Here is a 22,480-nt window from a genome sequence, read left to right as displayed (position 1 = left end):
GGTACACCGACTGACCCTGAAGAGCCAGTTAAACAACTGTTCCCTGACGTATCGAAAAAATATTGGGCCTATGATGCTATTCAAGCAATCTATCAAAAAGGTATTATCACAGGTTACCCACAAAAAAATGGACCGCCATTATTTAAACCCGGCAACTCCATTGAACGCCAGCACGTTGCAGTGATGCTGACCAGAGCCCTTACGTTCGACAAAGTCGAAGCCTTTAAACCTTTCAATGATATTCCTGCATCACACATTTATTTCAATGAAATTAAAACTGTGCAGCAGGCCAATATCTTTGACGGCAAAAACGGCAAATTCGAACCGAAAGAGTTCCTGACCAGAGCTCAAATGGCCAAAGTATTGGTTGAGGCATTCGATCTCAAAGAAACCAAAAAGCATCCTTTCCCGGATGCTAAAGGACACTGGGCTGAGAATTACATCTCCATACTTTATGCAACGGAAATCACTACAGGTTCTGAAGGAATGTTCAAACCTCAGAAAAACGTAACTAGAGCAGAATTTGCAACTTTCATGGACCGCGCTTTGAAGTATAAAGAAAACAATCAGTAACCAGGAAAAGAAAAATCAGCAGCCGACCGGCATGTCCCGGAGCGGCTGCTGATTTTTGATGTTAAACACAATTTTAAATGGAATTTAAATCATTATTTTTCTAAAATAAAACATGAATGTTTTGAAAAGGATGACGACACAGCTTTTCTCCCCTATAATAGGATTAGACTTAGGAAAAGGAGCGTTTATGGAATGAGTGAATTGCAAGAGTTACTGGCTGATAATCTCGTTTTCAACCATATCCCTTTTCCCATAATCATTATGAACGAAAACGGCCAAACCGTTTGGTGCAGCCGCCATGCAGAAAGAGTTTTCAAAATAGAATCGGAGTCTGTCAAGGGTCAAATCAGCCCTTATATGAATCCCGAGAAAGCTGCTCTTTATAAGTGTTCATGGGAAAAGGTAATAACCAGCAAAGATCCGATACGACTGGAAGAAGTGGAAGTTGAGCTCGGCGATGGATCGCTGACTTATACAACCGTTGTCACCAAAGTATTCAAATCAGGAAAAGAAAAATTTATCTTAACAATTTTTGAAATGGATGAAGCCCAGCAGGCCGACTCACCGGCAAGAGAGCTTGAGAGTCTGCGGAACGGACTGGACGACTCTTTCATGATGCTTTATTTCGATGAAGAATTTTTGATTACATATGCGAATCCACTATTTTTGAAATTGAGCAAATGGACACCCAAGCGGATTCTCGGAAAACCGATCTGGCAAATGTTCGGTGATTCGGAAGAAGAACATGAGATAATTGAAGAGTTGATGGAGACCCTGAAAAAAGGCGAAGTCTGGAACGGGGAAGCTAAAAAAGTGAAAAAAGATGGGGAAATTTATTGGGTGGATCTGACCGCCATCCCCATTATTCTTGCCGGTGCTGAAACCTATTACATATTCCTGGAAAAAGACATCACAGGAGCCAAAGAAACCCAGCATCATCTGGAAGAAATCGCTTTTATTGATTCCGTTACCGGCCTTGAGAATCGCCACCGCCTTGAGCAGGTAGTCAACCAATATATCGAAGAACGCAGACATTTTTCATTTGTATTTTTCGATATCGATCACTTCTATACACTGCGGGACGTTTCGAACAGCGATACCGAAAAAGAATTGCTGATCGAATTCACCAAACGGCTGCGGATGTATTTTTCTGATTCGCTGATCACGCGGACCGGCCTGCATGAATTTGCATTGGTCACCCCGTTAAGCCAGTGGTTCATCGAAGGATTCCTGACTTATTTACAGCAGCACCCCATCTATATTCAAGGAGCTGCAATTCCGCTGACTGTCAGCGGGGCCGTAACCCGGTATCCCGAAGACCAGCAGACTTTTGTGCATCTGATGAAAGCTTCGCACGCTACGATTAAAAAAGTAAAAGAGCGGGGCGGCAGTGCCATATCGGCACTGACAGCCGATGACCACGAAAGGCTCAACCGCAAAGCACTTATTGAACGCCGGTTGATCCACGCTCTCGATATGAAAAATCTGGAGGTCCTCTACCAGCCGCAGATCAACCTGAAAACCGGTGAAGTTGAACGTGTCGAAGCCCTTGTCCGCTGGCAGGATATCCAAGCTGGAATTGTATCGCCGGATGAGCTGATTCCAATTGCCGAAGAAAATGGCATGATCCACGAAATTGGTAAGTTTGTCGTCGAAACCGTGTGCCGGCAGTTAAAAGACTGGAGTTCCCGGTCTATCACGATGAATGTCAGCATCAATTCTTCCATCCGGGAATTCCGGGACAAGGACATGGCCCGCCAATTGATGGAACAACTGACCATCAATGGCTGCAACGCCAATCGGCTGACTGTCGAGATTACTGAAAAATTCGCGCTGGAAGCAGAAGCCGAGCATTCGATTGTTCGCCAGATGAAGCAATTGCATCAACAAGGAATCTCGTTTTCACTGGATGATTTCGGGACCGGCTATGCTTCTTTCCGTTATATGCTGCTGCTTCCTATTTCCAGTCTGAAAATCGATAAAGATATTATCCAGTCGATCACCCAGCAGGAAAAAATGCAAAAACTCATCAACGGGATGATTCAATTCGGTAAATCGCTTGACCTTCAGGTAATTGCCGAAGGCGTCGAAACAAAAGAGCAGCTTGAATTGCTCCGGGCTATGGACTGCGACAGTATCCAGGGTTACATTACCGGGCATCCGATGACTGCAGCCGAACTGGAAACATGGCTCAAACATGCTTAGACAAAAAAAATCGGCATGACACGGGATCAACTCCGTGTCATGCCGATTTTCTTTTGTGTTCTTTTCGCCTGCCGTTTGAAAACCATCTGCATCAGAACTTCTGCAAACACGAGCCCCATCGCTATCGCTCCCGAAACCATCAGCGCATCCGCAGCAAAAGCAATGGCCTCCAGGTAATTATTCTCCACGATATTGCGCATCGCGTTATACGCTTTGCTGCCGGGCACCAGAGGAATAATTCCTGCAATACTGAATACAATCATAGGCATCTTGAATTTTTTCGCAAGAATGTGGGCAACTAACGCCACCGCAAATGCACCGGCAAATGTTGCCTGAACCGAATCTTCAAACGCAAGGAAATACATGCGATAAATCAGCCAGCCGCTCATTCCGACCAATCCGCAGCTGACGAGGGTCCGGCGAGGCGCATTGAAAACAACCCCAAATGCGCCGGCTGCCAAAAAACTTAAAAAAGCCTCCAGTGGCCAATTCATCCAATCCCCCCTTTAAAATGACAATACGAGTGCAATTCCCGCACCAATGGCAAAAGCTGTGAGAAAAGCTTCGGCGCCTTTTGATAAACCTGAAACAAAATGGCCGGCCATCAGATCCCTTACCGCGTTTGTGATTAACAATCCGGGAACGAGCGGCATCACCGAACCGATGATGATCGTATCCAGATCCTGTCCAAACCCTGCATAAATCACAAGAGACGCTGCTGAACCAATGACCAACGCTCCGATAAATTCAGCGAAAAACTTCACTCTTGTTTTTTCCAAAATCATATCCACTATATAAAAAGCAGTGCCTCCGATAATAAAGGCGAAAGGCAGGTCTTCCCAGCCTCCACCCAGCAGAATCAGGAAACAGCCGCTTGCCATAGCTGCCGCTAAAACCTGGATCTGTATCGGAAACTTATAATTTGTCTGGTCGATTAGCTGGAGTTCTTCATATGTCTGACGCAGTGTCAACTCTCCTGAAACCAGCTTCCTGGACGCAGCATTTACAAGCGCCACTTTTTCCAGGTCTGTGCTGCGGTTACTGATGCGGACAAATCTTGTGGCCATTTCAGCACTGGGAGAGAACATGATGCCTGTCGGCGTTATGAAACAATGACAATCCACCATTTTTTGGGAAGCGGCCATGCGAATCATCGTATCTTCAATCCGGTACGTTTCGGCTCCGCTTTCCATCATGATTTTTCCGGCCAGCAAAAAGCAATCCAACGCCCGGGCCTGCTCACTTCCGGTTTCATTCACCTGATTCACATTAGCCCCCCTTTCTGTACTTGCCATTAATCATACAGCACCCGCGCACAAAATAAAACGCTCCGCCTGGGCGGAGCGTTCATTGTACATGGTTATCGCCTGAATCAAGGTTTCAAAATGACTTTCGTGCAATCGTCCATGTGATCATTGAAAATCTGGTAAGCCGCACTCGCCTCTTCCATCGGCATGATATGCGAAATAATTTCACGCGGATCGAATTCCCCGTTGTCGATCATTTCAAAGAGTTTCGGCATGAGATGGATTACCGGCGCCTGCCCCATTTTCATCGTTACGTTGCGTTCAAAAATGTTTCCGAGAGGGAACATATTGTAGGTTAAGCCGTAAACACCGGTCAACTGAATGACTCCGAATTTACTGACCGCATCTTTCGCGATATCGATGGCACTCAGCGTACCACCCTGCAGTTTCAGTTTTTGCTGCGCCGCTTCCATCGGTGATTTCTTGCCGTCCATTCCGACACAGTCAATGACGATGCGGGCGCCGCCTTTTGTCAGATCATGGATAAAAGCTCCTGTATTGTCATGCTGGCTGAAATCGACAATTTCCACATTGTTCATGCGTTTTGCACGTTCCATGCGGTACGGCAGTTCATCAACAGCGATGACACGTGCTGCGCCTTTCATCCAGGCGAATTTTTGTGTCATCAGCCCAACAGGCCCGCATCCCAGGACGACTACTGTATCTCCGTTTCTCACTCCGGCGTTTTCTACGCTCCAGTAGGCAGTCGGCAGAACGTCGGAAAGGAATAATACAGATTCATCTTCAAGTTCCGAAGATTCGGGAATGACAAAGGGCATGAAATTTCCATACGGCACACGCAAATATTCCGCCTGGCCTCCAGGATAATTGCCAAAGCGTTCCGTAAATCCAAGATAGCCGCCCGTATCAAAATGAGGGTTGCGGTTCGAATTATCGCATTGGCTTTCCATTTCATGGTCACAGAAGAAACACTGGCCGCAGCTTACGTTGAAAGGAATGACCACCCGGTCCCCTTTTTTCACTTTTGTTACTTCCGGTCCCACTTCTTCCACGATGCCCATCGGCTCGTGTCCAATAACATAACCTTTATGCGTCGGCAACGCTCCCTGGTAGATATGCAGATCCGACCCGCAAATCGCGGTGGAAGTGATTTTAACAATGATATCGTCCTTTTTTTCAATTTCTGGATCTTTGACATTCTTTACCTGAATATCTTTCGCACCTTGAAAAGTAACTGCCTTCATTTACTATCCCTCCAGTGAGTTTTCAGAATACTCTTCTCCTTCCCTTTTCTGCCATAAAAAAAACGTGCCAGGATAAATTTCCTGGCACCTCCGGTCTTAAGAGTCAATATTCAATCGTGTCTTTGATTTCGAACGTATTCAAATCATAGCTTCTGATTTCGCTGTTGGCGATTGTATAAATTGTTTCATCGATATAAATGATTCGCTGGATCATGCTGTTCCAGTCTTCATACTGGCCGGTCCCTTCTTTCAGAAGATTTGCCGTTTGTTCGATCCCTTGCGGCGTGATGGTATAAATTAACGCCCCCTGCCCTTCAAATTCGATAAAGTCCCCTTTTGTTTCCCGGTAGATGTTAATCGGAAAACCGTAAAGATTCCTTTCCGAATGGGTAAACAAAGCTTTATGATCGTATTGCAAAGCCGATGATGTACCCTGCCCGCCAATGATTTCTGTATCTTTTTCCAGCGGATTTTCAAAATCACTCACGTCAAACAGCGAAATTTTCATGCCTCCGGTGACCACACGGGCTTCCCCTTCTTTTGAAGGAAGCAGATGTGTATCCGACCCGAAGCCGATCAGGTGGTCTTCACCGAGCGGGTGCAGATAATTTGAGAAGCCGGGTATTTTCAGTTCTCCCAGCACTTCCGGAGCAGATGGTGCAGAAACATCTATGACGAACAGCGGATCCGTTTCCTTGAATGTCACCATATAGGCTTTGTCACCCATAAAGCGGGCCGAATAGATCCTCTCGCCTTTCGCCAGATCTTCAACTGACCCCACCTGCTCCATTCCACCGTCCAGGATGAACAGATGATTTTTCGAGGGTGCCGCTTCATCCCAGGCAAATCCTTCTGTGGTTGCGATGCGGAAATAACCATTGTATTCGTCCATCGAGAATTGATTGAGCAAAGATCCCTTTACTTCACTCGACGCGACAAACTCGACTGTGGTCCCGTCCAACGCGAATTTGAAGATTTCAGTATTGGCTATTTGCGGAATCCAGATATCCATCGACAGATTGCTGTCCGTCCCCTGCTCATCCAATGGTACATAAGCTGCAGCAGTCAAATACAGACTTTCCTTTGTCATGTAAAGCTGTTCGCTGCCTCCAAGAAAACCGTCAGTCGATAATTCGTTTTCCTGCGGATCAGCCAGATCGATGGCTGATACGATGCTGTAGCTGCCTTCCATCGTTCCCGGGAGAATGGAAATCCTGTCAAATGGCAATACTGATAATTCTTCGCCATCTTTTGAATCATACGTTCTCGGACGCAGTTCGACATCTTCCTGTTCCTCCATCATCCAAATATTCGGATAGACATTCGTTACATAATAAAGGATCCCGTTTGTGAGCCTTGCACCATTCAAATTGCCTTCCGTTCCGATTTTCCGCAGCAGGCGGGGAGAGGCAGGATCACTGATGTCATAGAAGAACAGGCTGGTCATGGAAATATGCTGCATCTCATCCTCCGATTCACTTTCCCCGTGTATCAGATTATACTCACTGCCCATCACCACCAGCGTGTTATCCGACAGGAACAATTGCTGGGGATACATTTCCGGTTCCAGCACTATTTCAGCTCCCACTGATAAATCATCCGGATATCTGGCATCCATTATGATGACTCTTGACTCACTGATGGAATAAATATAGGAACCGTCCGTCTTAACAAGATCCGCTTCATCGACGCCTTCCACCTGGTTATTTGTAGATGAATGGCTGCCGCCTTCACCGGATCCGGCCGTATCACTGGATGCAGATTCACTCGTCTCCATTCCGCTGCCTTCACCAAAAGCCCCGTAGCGTTCAGTATTTTTCTGCAGTTCCAGCAATTGCCTGAAATAATCCTTAAGCTCTTCTTCTGTTGAAAGAGCTGTGATTTTTTCCTGAACCGAAAATGCAACCTGGTCATTGGACAGACTTTTCAGGAACTTCCCTTTTATCGCAGACTTTTTGATATGCAGAATATAATTGCCAGTCGAAATCTGTGGAATCTCCAATGTCTTGCCGTTTTCCAGCAATGTCATTTCCACATTCACCGGCTCTTCATCAGCATCCGTTAAATAGAGATACCCTTTTTCGATGGCATCGGAATGGAGGGCAGAAGAAAAGTTGGCTCTCCATCCCTGCTCTGCCAAAGCGACGGTTGACGCACTGATTGAAACTTTATCGATCATGAAGGCGAACCCGATACCTATGGCTGCAATAATTGCGGCCGCAAGAAGCCATAAACTTCTTTTCTTCATAATTTCATCCACTTCCTCTCTGCCTGCTCTTACTGATTAGACAGCTATGTTACAGAAAAGTTACAAAAATTATGTAATATCTTTTATCAGCCTTTCGAAAGCAGTTTTATACGAATCCACATCCACAGCCAAAAGTCCGCCTGCTTGCGCAAACTCTTCATTTCCTCCGGCATTGCCTTCTGCTTTTTCAACCATCTTACCGAGCACTTCTTTCATATCGCCCGACGTATTCTTGCCTTTCGCACAGACGAGTCGAATATTCGCACCTTCCGAAACCGTGAACAGTACATAAACAGACGGATGCTTTTTCACAGCTAATCTCGCTAATTGCTGCACATCCTTGAATGGGCGTCCGCTTATTTCCTTAATAATCAAATTACCTTCCGGCAGGAGGCTGTCCGCTTCCTGCTCTATTAGTTGCACTGTCAGTTTTTTCAGCTGCTTTTCCTTTTCCTTCCGGTCAGCCAAGGCAGCTGCTGCCGCATTTTGCAATTCGGCTGCCGGTGCATTTAAAGTACGCGTCAGCTGATCGGTAACCGTTTGAAGCAAATCAAAATGGTTCATTGCGCGGTGACCGCATAAGAAATAAACACGGGTCCCGGATTTGGATTTATGTGATTGAAGGATTTTGATCAATCCCAGTTCCGCTGTGTTCCGCAGATGAGTGCCACCGCAGGCATTCAGATCAATTCCCACTATTTCGACCAGACGGACTTTCCCTTCGACAGCCGGGGGTTTACGCAATGGCAGCTCCAACGCCTCTTCGCGGGAGACCCAATTTGTGTGAATGGGAAGTTGCCGGTAGATCAATTCGTTTACCCGCCGCTCTATTGCTTTCAGCTGAACCGGCGTAATATCCGGAATATCCAGGTCAATGGTGACCCTTTCCGTTCCCAGATGGAAACTCGTGGTCACCATGCCAAAATCATTTTCGGATACTGCACTCAGCAAATGTTGTCCGGTATGCTGCTGCATATGATCAAAGCGCCGCTGCCAATCAATTGCTGCCGGAACTTTGCCATTCTCCAGAAGCTGCAGAGTATAATGCCGAATCTCACCTTCAATTTCCTGGACGTCCAGAACCTCAGCTTCTCCTATCGTGCCGGTATCAGCGGGCTGCCCGCCTCCAGCAGGATAAAAACAGCTGCGGTCCAGAACAGCGTAATGGCCTTTTTCATCTGTGCCGGTGGCAATCACTTCTGCTTCGATGGTGTGAACTGAAACATCCTGATGGAATATTTTTTCGGTCATCGTCCTGTCCTCCTTTCAGATAAGCTGCCTTCATATGTAACTGCATGATTTGTTTACAGAAATGCGTAAAGTGGAATTAGAATAGAAAGATCGTTTTAAGGGGGATATCACCGTGCCGAAATTCAAGCATTCAGTATTATTGTACAACGGGCAGGCGGGAGCGTCCACGACGGACTCTGTCATTTCTGCGACGGTCCCTGCACTTGCCGCCGCTTCGGAGCGATTGGAACTCGTGCAGACAAACAGCGCGGAAGAGCTGGCGGCTGCCTGCAGAGCAGCGGCGGTATACACTGACGCCTTATTTGTGGCAGGCGGCGACGGCACAATACATGAGGCAGTCCAGGCCTTGTCCGAAGCACCGATTCCACCTCCACTCGGAATCATACCCAGCGGCACCTGCAACGATTTCGCCCGGACACTTGAAATCCCGATGGACCTGGCATTTGCTGCTGATAGTCTCATCGATGGGGTAATCAAAGAAATTGACACTGCTGATATCAATGGTCATTCTTTCCTGAACTTTGCGGGCATCGGAATCATAACGGATGCTTCGACGAATATCGATATTCAATTGAAGGAACGCTATGGCAAATTGAGTTACTTTATGAGCGGACTGCAGTCGATGCGCCAGACGGAACCATTTCCGATCACGCTGACTGTGGATGGGATCACGCACGAAGAAAATGGCGTACTCGCACTTGTCATGAACGGAAAATCAATTGGAACGCATGCTTTTCCGATGGATTCGATTGATCCATCCGATGGCCTGCTCGACATCTTCATCATCCAGACTTCTTCGATAGCGGCCATCCTGGAATGGTTTTCATTGTCCAAGCCGGATGTTCCCGTCGAAGAATTGGCCCATATCCGCCATTACCAGGGCAGACGGGTGAGTATTGCAACTGAAGAACCGATGGATATTGATACGGATGGAGAAATCTATCTGCAGACCCCCGTTGATATTGAAATCATTCCGCAAAATTTGAAAATGTTCGTGCCGAGACCGGCAGATTTTCTGGATTAATAAATCAGTAAAAATGCGGAAGGCCATGAAGAAGTAACGCACTTCTTCATGGCCTTCCGCATTTTTAATTGGCAGTTCTCTAAAATCTACTGATCTTCAAACGGCCATTTCGGCAGCATCCGGTTCAAACTTTTATCTTCCCGCATACCCAGAACATATTCGGCCTGCATGATGGTATGGATTTCACGAGTCCCTTCATAAATGACAGGCGCTTTCGAATTTCTCAGGAAACGGGCGACCGGATAATCATCGGAATAACCATAGGCGCCGTGAATCTGCACTGCGTCATCCGCAGCCCGATTGGCAAAATCACAGGCCTGCCATTTCGCCAGCGAAGTTTCCCTTGTATTTCGGACGCCCTGGTTTTTCAATTCGCCCGCCCGGTAGACCAGCAGGCGGCTCATTTGATAGCCGGCTTCCATCCGGGCAATCATTTGCTGAACCAGCTGGTGTTCACCGATCAATTTGCCGAACGTCGAGCGGGTTTGGCAATAACGCACACTTTCCTCGAGGCAGGCGCTGATCAATCCACATGCTCCGGCAGCGACTGTAAACCGGCCGTTATCAAGGGAAGCCATGGCAATCTTAAACCCTTCACCTTCTTCCCCCAGCCGGTTCGCTGCGGGAATGCGAACATCCTCAAAAAATAGTTCACCGGTATTGCCCGCTCTTATACCATATTTTCCTTTGATCGCTTTGGACGAAAATCCTTCACGGCTGCGCTCGACAATAAAAGCGCTGATGCCCTGATGTTTTTTGGATTTGTCCGTATATGCAAAGACGATAAAATGATCCGCCGTGTCGCACAGGGATATCCATGTTTTCTGGCCGTTCAGGATATAGTCATCGCCTTCCCGCACTGCGGTCGTCGAAAGCGCCGCCACGTCCGACCCTGCCCCCGGTTCCGTCAGCCCGAACGCACCAATTTTTTCACCTTTCGCCTGCGGCAATAAAAACTTCTGCTTTTGATCTTCCGTTCCCCATTGCAGAATGGTCATCGAATTTAAACCGGTATGAACTGACACCGCCGTCCGAAAAGTGGTGTCCCCTCTTTCCAGTTCTTCACAGACAATCGCCAGCGCATTATAATCCATTCCGCTGCCCCCGTATTTTTCCGGAATGCAGACGCCCATGAGACCGAGGTCAGCCAGCCGCTTCCAGATGGCGGGATCGAAACTGCCTTTGCTGTCCCATTCCGAGATGTGCGGAATGATTTCGTTGTCCACAAATTGCCTTACCGTTTTCCTCAGCAGCACTTGTTCTTCCGAAAAACTGAAGTTCATCCCCTGATTCCCCCCGATTCGTTGTTTCTTATTGCTGATAAGCCGTGCGCTTCACCGTTTCTTTAATTTCTACCCCTCGTTTCGCCATTTCCTGGATATAGGCATCACCCGGCACAATCAGCTCCGGCGGATAAGAGCCTCTTTTCCCGATTAAACCGCTGCCGATCATCTGGGCAACTGCCGAAATGGTGAATGCTGTTGCACGCGCCATCGCCGTAACTCCCGACCGCCCATCTTTTTTGGTCACCATCTCATACGTATACGTCATTTCTTCATTATCTTTCGTCCCAGTAACGGTCACCCTCAACACCACGGCATCTTCCTTATCCCCAAGTTCCGTAATCGGCGTCAGCACTTCCCGCAGCACATCCCGGGTTTTGATAAGATGGCCAGCCACCCGGACTGTTTTGTTGCGGTCGGTGAATCCGAGATCGACAAGCAGCCGGAATTTTTCTGCATGCCCTTTATACCGCAATGTTTTATATTCCAAATTCTCGATGTCGCTGAACGTATCGGTCAAAGTTGATGTGCCGCCTGACGTGTGAAAAGCTTCCAATTCACCAAATTCTTCAAACTCAACATGTTCAATTTCCGACAATGAAGGGACTTCGAGCAGTTTTCCGTTTCGCAGTACATGCGAAGGGTCGGTGTAATGATCGAAAACTCCATCGAGTGAAAAAACATGATTGTATTCGAGCGGCGGTTCCGGATGGACAGGAATGCCGCCGACAAGAATCTTGATATCACTGACCCGGTCCAGTTTCCCTGCTCCGTAGCCTGTCAGGATGTTAATCATGCCCGGTGCCACACCAAGATCCGGAATGAGAGTCACGCCTTTTTCCTCGGCCTGCTCATGTAGATTCAGCACAGCATCCGTCGCTCCTCCGATATGGCCTCCGAGATCGACTGCATGAACGCCGTATTTCAAAGCTGTTTCAGCGACTTTGACGTTAAACGTGTAAAACAGGGCGTTAATGACGACATCCGCTTTTGATATGACCGATTCCAGCGATTGGTCAACGTTTGCATCCAAATAGACGATTTCAAGCTTTTCGCTGCCGTTTTTCTTTTTGAATTTCTCTGCTTTTTCCGTATCCATATCCGCCAGATAGACCCGCTCGACCGCTTCGCTCAAAACCAGGTCCCCCGCTGCCTGCATGCCCATCAGCCCTGCGCCAAGTACCGCGACTTTCATCCCAATTTCCCCCTTTTGTATTAAATTTCGTTATCAATCTGCGCACGCTGCAATTTCCCGCTGAAATCGACATACACCGATTTCCACTCCGTGAATACGTCAAGCGCAGCAACACCCGAATCCCTGTGTCCATTGCCGGTGCCTTTAGTGCCTCCGAACGGCAGGTGGATTTCTGCACCGCTCGTTCCCGCGTTGATGTAGACGATTCCCGTATCCAGGTCACGCTGGGCTTTGAATGCTTTATTGATGTCCTGCGTATAAATCGAACTGGACAATCCGTAAATAACGCCATTATTCACTTCAATAGCTGCTTCAAAACTGTCCACTTCAATCACTGAAATAACCGGACCGAATATTTCCTCCTGTGCTATCCTCATTGATGCATCAACATCCGTAAACAATGTCGGTGCGTAATAGTTTCCGTTGTCGTAATGGCCGCCGGTTAGGATTTCCCCGCCCGCCAGCAATTTCGCCCCTTCTTCTTTGCCGATTTCGATATAGGAATGGATTTTTTCGAGCGCTTTCCTATTGATGACCGGCCCTATTTTTACCGACTCATCCAACCCATCGCCGATCGTCAGCCCTTCCATTTTTGAGAGCAGCCTGTTTTGCAGGTCCTCTTTTACGTCTTTGTGGACAATGACCCGGCTGCAGGCTGTACAGCGCTGGCCTGCGGTTCCAAAAGCGCTCCATAAGATGCCTTCAACCGCCAGATCAAGGTCCGCGTCATCCATGACGATAACGGCATTTTTGCCGCCCATTTCCAGTGACACTTTTTTCAGGTTGCGTCCTCCTGCTTCCGCCACTTTCCGGCCAGTCTCCGTTGATCCCGTAAACGAAATGACACGGATATCAGGGTGTTCAATCATAGCGGTTCCCACTTCAGAACCGGCACCGAACACAATATTGGCGACGCCTGCCGGCAAAGCGGCTTCATCAAAGATCCGGCTCATTTCATAAGCCATCATCGGGGTTTCGGTTGCCGGTTTCCATACAAACGTATTGCCGGCTACAATTGCAGGAAACGATTTCCACGTGGCAATTGCCACCGGAAAATTCCAGGGCGTGATCAGCCCGACAACACCAATCGGTGCCCGGACACTCATGGCAAATTTATCCGCCAGTTCGGATGGTGTCGTCTCACCGAAAAGGCGGCGCCCCTCTCCTGCCATATAGAAAGCCATATCAATGCCTTCCTGCACTTCTCCCCGGCCTTCTTCAATCACTTTGCCCATTTCTTTTGTCAGCACCTGCGCAAGATGTTCTTTTCTGTCTTTCATGATCCGTCCAATTTCATATAGGTACGACGCCCGTTTCGGCGCCGGAACTTTTGCCCATAATTTCTGTGCCGCTTTAGCTGCTTTCACGGCGTTATCCACATCACTTGCCGAGGACATCTGGACTTGAGCCAGTTCTTCACCGTTGGCCGGATTCACAACAGCTGCAAAATCTCCTTCTGCTCCCTGCTGCCATTTCCCGTTTACATAGTTCATTAACTTCATTTCTGTATTCCCCCTTCATATATAGTCCAATAAAAGAAAGCGCTTTCACCCTTATTATTCCATACAATCAACATGAATTACAGCAATAGTTTTGATTAGTTTAAATTATCAAATAAATAACTTCCATATCTGCAAGAAAAAACGTTCCATGCAGAAAGAATCATTTTGTGGAAAGTAACCGGAAAAGTATTGACACTTACGGAACGTCATAGTCTAATCAAATGGAAGAGGTGATTGATATGTACAAAGTACAGGAAGTGGCAACGATTGCAGGAGTCAGTGTCCGCACACTCCACCATTACGACAGTATCGGTTTGATGAAGCCTTCCAATATCGGATCCAACCGTTACCGTTATTATAATGACGATGATTTGAAACTGCTCCAGCATATCTTATTCTTTAAAGAGCTTGGATTTTCACTGAAGAAAATTCAGGAATTGGTGGCAGAAGGGTTTGATGCCACCTACGCTTTAACACAGCACGCCGAATTGTTGCGCAAAAAGAAAGAGCGCATAGAAAAGCTGATTGAAAATGCTGAGCGCACTCAGCTCGAATATGCAGGGGTGCAGAAGTTGTCGAACGAAGAACGTTTTGCGGCATTCGGAATCAAAAACACCGCTGACAATGTTAAGTTTTATCTGGAAGTTCCCGAACAGCCATCCTCACCTGAAGAAGCTTCCTATGAAGACTTTACAGAGCCGGATGATGTTCTTGAAGAAGTTAATTTTACAGAACCTGAACCTGCCGCAGCCCAAAAACCGGAAAAAGAAGAAGAGGACCTGGAAGAGATCAACCGCGAAGGCGAACGGATTTACAATGCCGTTTCGAATTTGATGCATCTCCCGCCGGACGCATCTGAAGTCCAGGTGGAAATGAGAGCCTATTACACATTATTGGACCGCTTCTATAATTGTTCACCGAAAATGTTCCGCGGCCTCGCAGACCTTTATGCTTCCGACAGCCGGTTCGCCAAGAACATCGACCGCCACGGAGCAGGATTATCCAAGTATTTGAAAGAGGCAATGTACATATTTGCTGGCGGATTAGCCAATGATTGAGCTGATCGGATCATGCGTCAATTGCGGAAAAGAAGTCTACTGCCGTGACGGTTTTCTTGATGGCACCTATGTAAACAGCGAGCTTTTTTGCTCGGACTGCGCAAAGGAACTTGAAGAAAAATGAGCGTAAAGAAAAAGCTGCCCAGTGCTGGGCAGCTTTTTCGTTTGCTTCTCTATAACTTATACTTCAGTCTTTTCCTTTAATGCATCAAGACGTGCCTGAACTTCTGCACCTGTCAAACCATGCTCGAAAGCATAACGGTTGCGTGGGTGTTCGCGGCATTCATCTGAACACGAACGCATATATCTGTGTTCGTTTTCTTCAGAAGCAATGATTTTTTTATTGCATTCAGGATTTGCGCAGTTTACGTAGCGCTCACATGGCTCTCCCGTGAAGTGGTCTTTGCCGACGATGACATGTTCCACCTGGTTGACAGGAACGGCAATGCGCTCATCGAACACATAAAGCTGGCCTTCCCACAGCTCACCGCGCACTTCCGGATCTTTCCCGTAAGTCACGATGCCGCCGTGGAGCTGTGCCACATCTTCAAATCCTTCTTTTTTCAGCCAGCCGGAAAATTTCTCACAGCGGATCCCGCCTGTGCAATACGTCAAAATCTTTTTGCCTTCGAACATTTCCTTGTTTTCTCTGACCCATTCCGGCAAATCGCGGAAGTTTTCAATATCCGGGCGAACAGCGCCGCGGAAATGGCCAAGATCATATTCATAGTCATTGCGCGCATCAAGAACAATCGTATCCTGATCCTGCATGCGTTTATAGAATTCAGCCGGCTCCAGGTAAGTTCCAGTCAGCTCGTTCGGATCGATATCCTCTTCGAGCCCCAGGTGAACAATCTCCTTTTTCGCGCGGACGTGCATTTTTTTGAATGCATGGCCGTCAGCCGCATCGATTTTAAAGACGATATCCGAAAAACGTTCATCATTTTTCAGCATTTCCATATATGCTTCCGTCTGTTCAACAGTTCCGGAGCATGTGCCGTTGATGCCTTCGTGGGACACCAGGATACGGCCTTTCAATTCGAGTGCCTTGCACGCCGCCAGATGTTCAGCCGCAAAAGTTTCAGGATCCTCGATCGGTGTATAAAGGTAATACAGTAAAACGTTGTGTGTATGATTTTGCATGAATCATACCCCCTATTCTTTCATTTTGGCTTATCAGTCAAAAAGACTTCAAAAACCTCAATCATTTTACAATAAAATACACTATCTTTCAACTTTCAGTGAATTCAAAAAAACAGCTGCAGGCGCAGCTGTTCCTAGCAAACTCTGTTTTTAATGGACTGTCCGCCCAGGCATGCCCCTATTGCTTCCGCATTCAGCTGCATCATTTTTAATCTCGTTCGGATACCGGCGCTGCCGATGTGCGGCAGTACCGTCAGATTATCAAGTTCAAGCAGTTTGGAATCGAGCGGGAGCGGCTCTTTCTCAAATACGTCGAACCCGGCTGCCCAGATGCTCTTCGATTTCAGCGCCTCGTATAAAGCATCTTCATCCACAATCCCGCCTCTCGCGACATTGATCAGGCAGGCGGTGTTCTTCATTAATGCCAATTCCCGCTCGCCGATCATCCCTTTGGTTTCCTCCGTCAAAGGCGTAAGGATGACAACGAAATCGGATTTCTTCAATAGCTCATCGAGTTCAGCATACTCCACATCTTCCAGGCTTCTGCGGGTCCTGTTGTGATACATGACTTTCATATCAAAACCGCTCGCTCTTTTGCATACTCCCTCGCCGATGCGCCCCATGCCGATGATGCCAAGCGTCGCGCCGTATACATCCTGGCCGGTCATGCCCATTGGTGTCCATGATTTCCAGTCTCCGGAACGTACCGTTTTTTCAGCTTCAATCAGACGCCGGGCCGTAGCCAACAGCAGGGCAAACGTCAGATCGGCTGTCGTCTCAGTGAGAACATCAGGTGTATTTGTTACTGCAATGCCGCGTTTTCTTGCAGCATCCAAATCGATATTATTATAGCCTACAGCCAAATTGGAAATAATCTTCAGATTTGGGGCTGCATTGATTACTTCACTGTCTATTTGATCTGAAAGCATCGTCCATAAAGCAGATGCATTTCCGGCTTCTTCCAGCAGGACGTCCCGCGGCACGGGCTGTTCTTCCTCCTGCCACATCCGCACCTCATAGGAATCTTCCAGGCCCTTCACTGCCGCGTCAGGCAGTTTGCGGGTGATGTAAACAATCGGCTTCATTAACAACATCCTCCAATCTCATTATGCAATAATTATAGCAATTAAAAATATTTGCGGCAATGAACTGTCCTCCGGTTTTACTCAGCACGTCTTTTCCGAAGGAAATACCAGACGCCCGCTACAGCCCCCGCAATCAATACCACATAAACCACATTCGAATAAATTTCCAGCTGCCGCATGATGGCCTCACGGTTTTCTCCGACTGCCGCTCCCACAATGACCAGAATGGTATTCCAGATCAGCGTCCCGCTAATGGTAAATAGCAGGAACCATTTCAATTTCATGCCGGACATGCCCGCCGGAATTGAAATCAGGCTTCGCACCACGGGGATCAGTCTGCCGAAAAACACGGTCCACATGCCGTAGCGGTCAAACCAGGCATCGGCTTTGTGAAGATCCTGCTTCTTGACCCGCAGCCATTTACCGTATTTTTCCACAACACCTTCCAGCCGCTCCACACTCAGCCATCTGCCGAGGCAGTAGAGGATAATTGCTCCCGCAACCGAACCAGCTGTAGATGCCGCTATTACCCCCGCGATGCTCAGCCTGGTCGTCGTAGTCATAAACCCGCCTACTGTCAGCACAATTTCGGAAGGAATCGGCGGAAAAATATTCTCCAGTAAAATCAGAAAAAATACCCCCCCGTACCCGTAGCTTTCCATTACTGATGTAATCCAATCTTCCATTATGTATCACTCTTCCGTTCAGTTATTTGTGTGTTTTATCCGCACCAACCACAGTTCTGAACGGCTGCCAATACGTATGGGCGGTCCCCAAAAGCCGAAGCCGGAAGACACAAGAAAATGTGTGCCGCCATTTTGCCGGTACCCATAATCCAAGTCGAAAACTTTTTTTGTAATAAAACGGTTCGGCCACATCTGTCCTTTATGCGTATGGCCTGAAATATGCAAATCGACACCATGCTGCACCGGCGTTTTCAAATCGGCCGGCGTATGGTCCAGAACAATCCACGGCAGGCTGCCAGATGGTTTTAATGTTTCGAGTGACGCTCTTTTGCCGTTGGTGCGGTCTTCTCTTCCGGAAATATAAAGTTTACCCGGGATCTCTATTGTTTCATCCATTAATATGTTCACGCCGGATTCTTCCATGACGCGGACGAGCAGCGGTATTTTTCTGCCGTAGTATTCATGGTTGCCCAGCACTCCAAAGACGCCATACTTTGAAGTAAGCTTCTTCATGACTTCTGACATTCCATACCGCGCATACCAGATTGGATCATCATCCACCAGATCGCCTGCAAGCAGAACCAAATCCGGCTGCAGGTCATTGCTGATCTGCACAAAACGCCGCAAATGGCGTTTACCGGAGAGAACACCAAGATGGAAATCGGAAGCAATCACAATATTCATATCTTCTCCGCTGCCATTCACCATTATTTCTTTATTTCGCACTACAGGGCTGTAGGCGAGGAATGTACCAATTATAAAAAGCAGAAGAAAAATCAAAGCGGTGACCGACCCGATTATTTGAACGTCCCGGGGGTGATCAATTGCGAGAACCAATAAACTGGCGATCGGAATCAGTAAAAGCGCATATTGGAAAAAGCCCAGCCAGTATGAGCCGGCAATCGTAAATCCAAGCCATTTATGCCCCAGCCTGCCAATAAAAAAGCTGAACGCCCAAACCGTCCACAGGAATGCAAAAAACCAGCCGTTGACCGGCAAGGACATGCTTTGCAGCCAAGCAAAAACAGCCCACCCTGTATATCCCGCGAGAATGCCATAAATCATCAATGCAATGATTCCGGCCATTAATTGCTTCATATTAAATGCACCTCCTTCAACTTTGCTTTTTCATTATACCCTTCCTGACAGCCGAGCTAACTGCCCGGTGCCTTCTAAGCCTCAAGTCTGAGTAAAAAATGCAGTGACAGACCGTGTTGCCATTTCCAGCCCCTTGATAAGATTAAGTTACAAATTGAGAGGAGGAAATACCTTGAATAAATTTTGGATGACAGTCATCGGCATCATTGCCGGCATTATCGCCCTTTCGAACCTGGGTCCCATTATCGGTCTCGCCTTTTCGGGAGTCATCATCTACATCGGTGTCCATTACTACCTGAAAAGCGTTTCAACCGCTGCAAAAATCTGGTGGGGCTTTGTAGCAGCAGTCGGTGCCCTATCAGCCGTTTCCAATGTACCGGCAATCATCGGAGTACTCGCAATCGGAGTATTATGGTACATCTATAAAAAATGGAATGAAGAAAAAGTTGCGTCACCTGTAAAAAATGACCCTTTCACAAACTTTGAAAAAGAATGGGACAAGCTCAACAAATAAGATCTGAGGAGGAAATCAAATGACAACATTATGGCAGCGATTAAAATTTGCAGTGGCAACGGACGTGGATGCATTACTTGATAAGAAGGAGGAAAAAAATCCGCTTGGTTTATTGAATAAATACATTCTGGAAGCAGAAAAGGAAACGGAAATGGCCGGAAAATGGCTGGAGCGCCAGACAAGCCTCAGCGATAAACTCGAAAAGGAATTACAGGAAGCGCAAAGCCTTCTGGAAAAACGGAAGGCGCAGGCGGAACTTGCCCAGGCTTCCGGCGAGAGCGACTTATCGGCATTCGCTGAACAGGAAGTTGCCGCTTACAGTGCCCGGGTCGATCAACTCCGCAACTCTTTGGACGAAAATACTGCTGAAAGTATTGCACTTGAACAGCGCTACGAAGAGATGAAGCATAAAGTAAAGGATATGAAATTGCGCCAGCTTCAATTGATGGGCAAAGAAAATGCGACACGCGCGCATTATCAGATGGATAAAATCCTCAGCCCTGAACTGGTGGCCGAACGGATCGGTTCATTCGATGACATGGCGAGCTACATCAAATCCCTTGGCAACAAAGTTGAAGAACGTCATGAACGCTCAACAATGGAGCGCCGTCTCGAAGCGCTGGAAAAAAACAGCGCGAAATCCGAAGAAATTGTGTAAGCTGGAGTAAGAGGGTCATTTCCCCTCTTACTTTTCTGCTGCAAAGAAGGAGGCGAAAACTGCGATGAATCATTTCTCTACCAACAGACAGGCATTTTTTGCCTTGAGTGCTTTATTCCTTATATTCGTGGAAGCTGCCATTTTCGGAAATGGCAGCGTGTTTTTGGTTCTTCTTGGCATTGGACTCATCTATTACGGCAATAAAAAAAGCCCGAAATACCGGAAATCCTATTTCTGGACCGGTTTTATCCTGATTGGAATTTCAATCCTGTCGATGTGGAGTCTGCGCCTGTTCATAATGGCCGTCGCTGTCTACCTGCTGATCCGCCTCTGGAAAGGCGAAGAATGGCAGCAAGTGGTTCCGCTGAAGGGCTCGGTCGACAAAGAGCTGATCCAGAATAAATTTTTCTCAGCCCAGACGACGCCGATCGAATCCTATGAGTGGAAAGATATCCATGTCCAGGGCTTCGTCGGTGATTTGCTGATTGACGCTACGCAAACCGTCCTGCCCAAAAAAGCTTCCCTGATTTCAATCCGCCAGGGCTTCGGCAGAGTTCGCCTGATTGTGCCTTATGACGTGCCGGTCCGGATTTATTATTCGACTGTTTTTGGAGATGCCCTTTTTTTCAACGGCAGCAAACAACGCATCTGGTACGGTTCCGTCCAGGCGCAGGACGGCTATGAACATGTGCAAGACGCCAAAACGGAATTGCTGGTGTCCATCACCACTTGGATGGGAGACGTTGAGGTGATCCGGCGATGAGGCACATTCTCCCGCGAAGTTTATTTTTCATGGCTTTGTTCGCGGCAATCATTTTCAGTATCCTCCTTGCGCTCCTGGGATTGCCGACTGTAGCCACCTGGTCGGTCCTTTGGGAAGATTTTGTGGCCGGCTTGCCTTTCGGTATCTGGCTTTTTGTTCTGATGGTGGCTTTGTCCGCCGGCATTTCCTGGTGGACCGAATCTTTATCCCGTGCGAAAGTGCAGGAAATCGAAGAGATTCTCCAGGCTCTTCTGCGGAACGAAGACCAGACCGTGATCGAAGCTGCGCAAATGAAAACTTTGCCGACAAAACTTTCCGTCTCGATTTCCAAGCTTCAGAAATTGCTGGAATCCCAGCGCAAAAGCCTGGCCCGCATTGCAAACGAGCGGGCGGAAACACAGGACAAAATCATTCAGGAGCGGCTCGTAATGGAGCGCCAGCGGCTCGCGCGGGAATTGCATGACTCTGTATCCCAGCAATTATTCGCTGCATCCATGCTGCTGTCTTCCATGACAGAAAACAAAGAGGCCTCGCCGGGTTTATTGCAGACTGAAAAAATGGTCCAGCAGGCACAGCTTGAAATGCGTGCGCTGCTGCTCCACCTGCGCCCCGCTGCACTGCATGACAAGAGTTTGCGCCAGGGCCTATTTGAGCTGGTATCCGAACTGAAGGAAAAAGTCTATTTTACGATTGAACATAAACTGGAAGAAGTGCCTTTGCAAAAAGGTGCCGAAGACCACCTGTTCCGCATCGCGCAGGAAACGCTGTCGAACACATTGCGCCATTCCAAAGCCACCGAAGTCCATATTCTTTTTATCGAACGCGATAATTTTGCCATCTTACGCATCCAGGACAACGGAGTCGGTTTTGAAAGTGAGCAGTCGAAATCGACTTCCTACGGTCTGAAGCATATTGAAGAACGCGCCATCGAAATCGGTGCGACGAGCAAAATCGTGTCGGTTCCTTCTGAAGGGACCATCGTTGAAGTCAAAGTACCCATTGAAAGGAAGGTTCCCGATGATACGAATTCTGTTAGTGGATGATCATGAAATGGTCCGGATCGGCGTCTCTGCTTATTTGCAGGCACAGGAAGATATGGAAGTCGCCGGCGAAGCGGCAAATGGTGAAGAAGCAGTAAAAATGGCACTGGAACTTCGGCCGGATGTCATTCTGATGGATATGGTCATGCCGGTGATGAACGGTGCGGAAGCTACTGAAGCGATCATCAGGGAATGGCCGGAAGCGAAGATCATGATCGTCACCAGTTTCCTCGATGATGATAAAGTTTACCCTGCCCTGAAAGCGGGGGCCGTCAGTTATATCCTGAAAACTTCAAAAGCGTCGCGCATCGCCGATTCAATCCGCGAAACGATGAACGGTACGCCTGTTCTCGAGCCGGAAGTAATGAGCAAAATGATGAAACAGATGCGCCATGAACGGGTTCTGCATGAGGATTTGACCGAACGGGAAATGGAAATTCTGCTGCTGCTTGCCCACGGCTACACGAATCAGGAGATTGCGGATGAGCTCTACATAGCATTAAAGACAGTGAAATCCCATGTCAGTAATCTGCTGGCAAAGCTCGAGGTCCACGACCGGACGCAGGCAGTCATTTATGCATTTCAGCATAAGCTGGTTTCCCCGCCGAAATAAAGAAAAGCGACAACGCCCGTTTAGCTCTG

The 22,480-nt window shown here is 47.7% G+C and carries 22 protein-coding genes; 10 read left to right on the top strand and 12 right to left on the bottom strand.

Features of this window, described 5'->3' with window-relative positions; translation table 11 throughout:
• Both KW93_RS11020 and KW93_RS11015 read left to right on the top strand, forming a co-directional pair.
• On the top strand, window positions 1-573 hold a 573-nt coding region (locus tag KW93_RS11020), incomplete at its 5' end, for an S-layer homology domain-containing protein (RefSeq protein ID WP_033543070.1).
• A 192-nt stretch (window positions 574-765) separates the two neighbouring features.
• The gene (locus KW93_RS11015) at window positions 766-2,778 is read left to right on the top strand and encodes a sensor domain-containing protein (protein WP_033543069.1); all 2,013 of its coding nucleotides are present in this window, start codon (window positions 766-768) and stop codon (window positions 2,776-2,778) included.
• Window positions 2,779-2,804: 26 nt separating this feature from the next.
• Here the strand turns inward: KW93_RS11015 and KW93_RS11010 are convergent, their stop codons facing one another.
• The 5 genes from KW93_RS11010 to KW93_RS10990 form a co-directional block, all read right to left on the bottom strand.
• A complete protein-coding gene (locus tag KW93_RS11010) occupies window positions 2,805-3,272 on the bottom strand; it encodes a threonine/serine exporter family protein (RefSeq protein WP_033543068.1) in 468 nt (155 codons plus the stop codon).
• Between the two features lie 12 nt (window positions 3,273-3,284).
• On the bottom strand, window positions 3,285-4,046 hold the full coding sequence (locus KW93_RS11005; protein ID WP_033543067.1) for a threonine/serine exporter family protein: 762 nt from the start codon (window positions 4,044-4,046) through the stop codon (window positions 3,285-3,287).
• Between the two features lie 104 nt (window positions 4,047-4,150).
• The gene (locus KW93_RS11000) at window positions 4,151-5,290 is read right to left on the bottom strand and encodes a zinc-dependent alcohol dehydrogenase (RefSeq protein WP_033543066.1); all 1,140 of its coding nucleotides are present in this window, start codon (window positions 5,288-5,290) and stop codon (window positions 4,151-4,153) included.
• 103 nt (window positions 5,291-5,393) lie between these two features.
• Window positions 5,394-7,538 (bottom strand): beta-propeller domain-containing protein, encoded by a 2,145-nt coding sequence (locus KW93_RS10995; protein WP_033543065.1) that lies wholly within the window; start codon window positions 7,536-7,538, stop codon window positions 5,394-5,396.
• A gap of 69 nt (window positions 7,539-7,607) precedes the next feature.
• Window positions 7,608-8,789: an alanyl-tRNA editing protein gene (locus tag KW93_RS10990; protein ID WP_033543064.1), complete on the bottom strand. Its 1,182-nt coding sequence runs from the start codon at window positions 8,787-8,789 to the stop codon at window positions 7,608-7,610.
• 112 nt (window positions 8,790-8,901) lie between these two features.
• Between KW93_RS10990 and KW93_RS10985 the strand changes: the two genes are divergently transcribed.
• Window positions 8,902-9,813 carry a diacylglycerol/lipid kinase family protein gene (locus KW93_RS10985; RefSeq protein WP_033543063.1) on the top strand — a complete coding sequence of 304 codons (912 nt, stop codon included), beginning with the start codon at window positions 8,902-8,904 and terminating at the stop codon, window positions 9,811-9,813.
• Window positions 9,814-9,899: 86 nt separating this feature from the next.
• Here the strand turns inward: KW93_RS10985 and KW93_RS10980 are convergent, their stop codons facing one another.
• The 3 genes from KW93_RS10980 to KW93_RS10970 are packed head-to-tail and all read right to left on the bottom strand — an operon-like array spanning window position 9,900 to window position 13,793.
• A complete protein-coding gene (locus KW93_RS10980) occupies window positions 9,900-11,096 on the bottom strand; it encodes an acyl-CoA dehydrogenase family protein (protein WP_033543062.1) in 1,197 nt (398 codons plus the stop codon).
• 28 nt (window positions 11,097-11,124) lie between these two features.
• Entirely contained in the window at window positions 11,125-12,291 is a 1,167-nt protein-coding gene (locus KW93_RS10975) for a saccharopine dehydrogenase family protein (RefSeq protein ID WP_033543061.1), read from the bottom strand.
• A 20-nt stretch (window positions 12,292-12,311) separates the two neighbouring features.
• Window positions 12,312-13,793 carry an aldehyde dehydrogenase family protein gene (locus KW93_RS10970; protein ID WP_033543060.1) on the bottom strand — a complete coding sequence of 494 codons (1,482 nt, stop codon included), beginning with the start codon at window positions 13,791-13,793 and terminating at the stop codon, window positions 12,312-12,314.
• 239 nt (window positions 13,794-14,032) lie between these two features.
• Here KW93_RS10970 and KW93_RS10965 point away from each other — a divergent pair, with 239 nt between their 5' ends.
• Both KW93_RS10965 and KW93_RS17920 read left to right on the top strand, forming a co-directional pair.
• Window positions 14,033-14,851 carry a MerR family transcriptional regulator gene (locus KW93_RS10965; RefSeq protein WP_033543059.1) on the top strand — a complete coding sequence of 273 codons (819 nt, stop codon included), beginning with the start codon at window positions 14,033-14,035 and terminating at the stop codon, window positions 14,849-14,851.
• Window positions 14,844-14,975: a hypothetical protein gene (locus KW93_RS17920; protein WP_268809841.1), complete on the top strand. Its 132-nt coding sequence runs from the start codon at window positions 14,844-14,846 to the stop codon at window positions 14,973-14,975. The genes KW93_RS10965 and KW93_RS17920 overlap by 8 nt, the downstream gene beginning before the upstream one ends.
• 56 nt (window positions 14,976-15,031) lie before the next feature.
• Here the strand turns inward: KW93_RS17920 and trhO are convergent, their stop codons facing one another.
• The 4 genes from trhO to KW93_RS10945 all read right to left on the bottom strand — a co-directional run bounded on the left by trhO (window position 15,032) and on the right by KW93_RS10945 (window position 18,863).
• Window positions 15,032-15,994 carry an oxygen-dependent tRNA uridine(34) hydroxylase TrhO gene (trhO, locus tag KW93_RS10960; RefSeq protein ID WP_033543058.1) on the bottom strand — a complete coding sequence of 321 codons (963 nt, stop codon included), beginning with the start codon at window positions 15,992-15,994 and terminating at the stop codon, window positions 15,032-15,034.
• 134 nt (window positions 15,995-16,128) lie between these two features.
• Window positions 16,129-17,079, bottom strand: coding sequence for a 2-hydroxyacid dehydrogenase (locus KW93_RS10955; protein ID WP_033543057.1), 951 nt, complete (start codon window positions 17,077-17,079; stop codon window positions 16,129-16,131).
• 77 nt (window positions 17,080-17,156) lie between these two features.
• Window positions 17,157-17,765 carry a DedA family protein gene (locus KW93_RS10950; protein WP_033543056.1) on the bottom strand — a complete coding sequence of 203 codons (609 nt, stop codon included), beginning with the start codon at window positions 17,763-17,765 and terminating at the stop codon, window positions 17,157-17,159.
• Window positions 17,766-17,783: 18 nt separating this feature from the next.
• The gene (locus tag KW93_RS10945) at window positions 17,784-18,863 is read right to left on the bottom strand and encodes a metallophosphoesterase (protein ID WP_033543055.1); all 1,080 of its coding nucleotides are present in this window, start codon (window positions 18,861-18,863) and stop codon (window positions 17,784-17,786) included.
• Between the two features lie 172 nt (window positions 18,864-19,035).
• Between KW93_RS10945 and KW93_RS10940 the strand changes: the two genes are divergently transcribed.
• The 5 genes from KW93_RS10940 (at window position 19,036) to KW93_RS10920 (ending at window position 22,451) form a co-directional block, all read left to right on the top strand.
• Window positions 19,036-19,377 carry a lmo0954 family membrane protein gene (locus KW93_RS10940; protein ID WP_033543054.1) on the top strand — a complete coding sequence of 114 codons (342 nt, stop codon included), beginning with the start codon at window positions 19,036-19,038 and terminating at the stop codon, window positions 19,375-19,377.
• A gap of 19 nt (window positions 19,378-19,396) precedes the next feature.
• The gene (locus tag KW93_RS10935) at window positions 19,397-20,035 is read left to right on the top strand and encodes a PspA/IM30 family protein (RefSeq protein ID WP_033543053.1); all 639 of its coding nucleotides are present in this window, start codon (window positions 19,397-19,399) and stop codon (window positions 20,033-20,035) included.
• 64 nt (window positions 20,036-20,099) lie between these two features.
• Complete coding sequence (gene liaF / locus KW93_RS10930) at window positions 20,100-20,798, top strand: cell wall-active antibiotics response protein LiaF (protein ID WP_033543052.1); 699 nt, start codon at window positions 20,100-20,102, stop codon at window positions 20,796-20,798.
• Window positions 20,795-21,841 (top strand): sensor histidine kinase, encoded by a 1,047-nt coding sequence (locus KW93_RS10925; protein WP_033543051.1) that lies wholly within the window; start codon window positions 20,795-20,797, stop codon window positions 21,839-21,841. The genes liaF and KW93_RS10925 overlap by 4 nt, the downstream gene beginning before the upstream one ends.
• Window positions 21,816-22,451: a response regulator transcription factor gene (locus KW93_RS10920; RefSeq protein WP_033543050.1), complete on the top strand. Its 636-nt coding sequence runs from the start codon at window positions 21,816-21,818 to the stop codon at window positions 22,449-22,451. The genes KW93_RS10925 and KW93_RS10920 overlap by 26 nt, the downstream gene beginning before the upstream one ends.
• Window positions 22,452-22,480: the final 29 nt, after the last annotated feature.

This window comes from Planococcus sp. CAU13 (assembly GCF_000775575.1).
GTDB lineage: Bacteria > Bacillota > Bacilli > Bacillales_A > Planococcaceae > Planococcus.
Note: the sequence above shows the minus strand (reverse complement) of the source record. Positions and strands in the feature narration are given on the sequence as shown.

Bases quoted from the DNA above. Each gene is read 5' to 3' on its own strand.
- KW93_RS10920 (WP_033543050.1), top strand. From the start codon at position 21,816: ATGATACGAATTCTGTTAGTGGATGATCATGAAATGGTCCGGATCGGC.
- KW93_RS11010 (WP_033543068.1), bottom strand. From the start codon at position 3,272: ATGAATTGGCCACTGGAGGCTTTTTTAAGTTTTTTGGCAGCCGGCGCA.
- KW93_RS11000 (WP_033543066.1), bottom strand. From the start codon at position 5,290: ATGAAGGCAGTTACTTTTCAAGGTGCGAAAGATATTCAGGTAAAGAAT.
- KW93_RS10970 (WP_033543060.1), bottom strand. From the start codon at position 13,793: ATGAAGTTAATGAACTATGTAAACGGGAAATGGCAGCAGGGAGCAGAA.
- KW93_RS10955 (WP_033543057.1), bottom strand. From the start codon at position 17,079: ATGAAGCCGATTGTTTACATCACCCGCAAACTGCCTGACGCGGCAGTG.
- KW93_RS10965 (WP_033543059.1), top strand. From the start codon at position 14,033: ATGTACAAAGTACAGGAAGTGGCAACGATTGCAGGAGTCAGTGTCCGC.
- KW93_RS10975 (WP_033543061.1), bottom strand. From the start codon at position 12,291: ATGAAAGTCGCGGTACTTGGCGCAGGGCTGATGGGCATGCAGGCAGCG.
- KW93_RS17920 (WP_268809841.1), top strand. From the start codon at position 14,844: ATGATTGAGCTGATCGGATCATGCGTCAATTGCGGAAAAGAAGTCTAC.
- trhO (WP_033543058.1), bottom strand. From the start codon at position 15,994: ATGCAAAATCATACACACAACGTTTTACTGTATTACCTTTATACACCG.
- KW93_RS10950 (WP_033543056.1), bottom strand. From the start codon at position 17,765: ATGGAAGATTGGATTACATCAGTAATGGAAAGCTACGGGTACGGGGGG.
- KW93_RS10990 (WP_033543064.1), bottom strand. From the start codon at position 8,789: ATGACCGAAAAAATATTCCATCAGGATGTTTCAGTTCACACCATCGAA.
- KW93_RS10945 (WP_033543055.1), bottom strand. From the start codon at position 18,863: ATGAAGCAATTAATGGCCGGAATCATTGCATTGATGATTTATGGCATT.
- KW93_RS10925 (WP_033543051.1), top strand. From the start codon at position 20,795: ATGAGGCACATTCTCCCGCGAAGTTTATTTTTCATGGCTTTGTTCGCG.
- KW93_RS10935 (WP_033543053.1), top strand. From the start codon at position 19,397: ATGACAACATTATGGCAGCGATTAAAATTTGCAGTGGCAACGGACGTG.
- liaF (WP_033543052.1), top strand. From the start codon at position 20,100: ATGAATCATTTCTCTACCAACAGACAGGCATTTTTTGCCTTGAGTGCT.
- KW93_RS10995 (WP_033543065.1), bottom strand. From the start codon at position 7,538: ATGAAGAAAAGAAGTTTATGGCTTCTTGCGGCCGCAATTATTGCAGCC.
- KW93_RS10980 (WP_033543062.1), bottom strand. From the start codon at position 11,096: ATGAACTTCAGTTTTTCGGAAGAACAAGTGCTGCTGAGGAAAACGGTA.
- KW93_RS11015 (WP_033543069.1), top strand. From the start codon at position 766: ATGAGTGAATTGCAAGAGTTACTGGCTGATAATCTCGTTTTCAACCAT.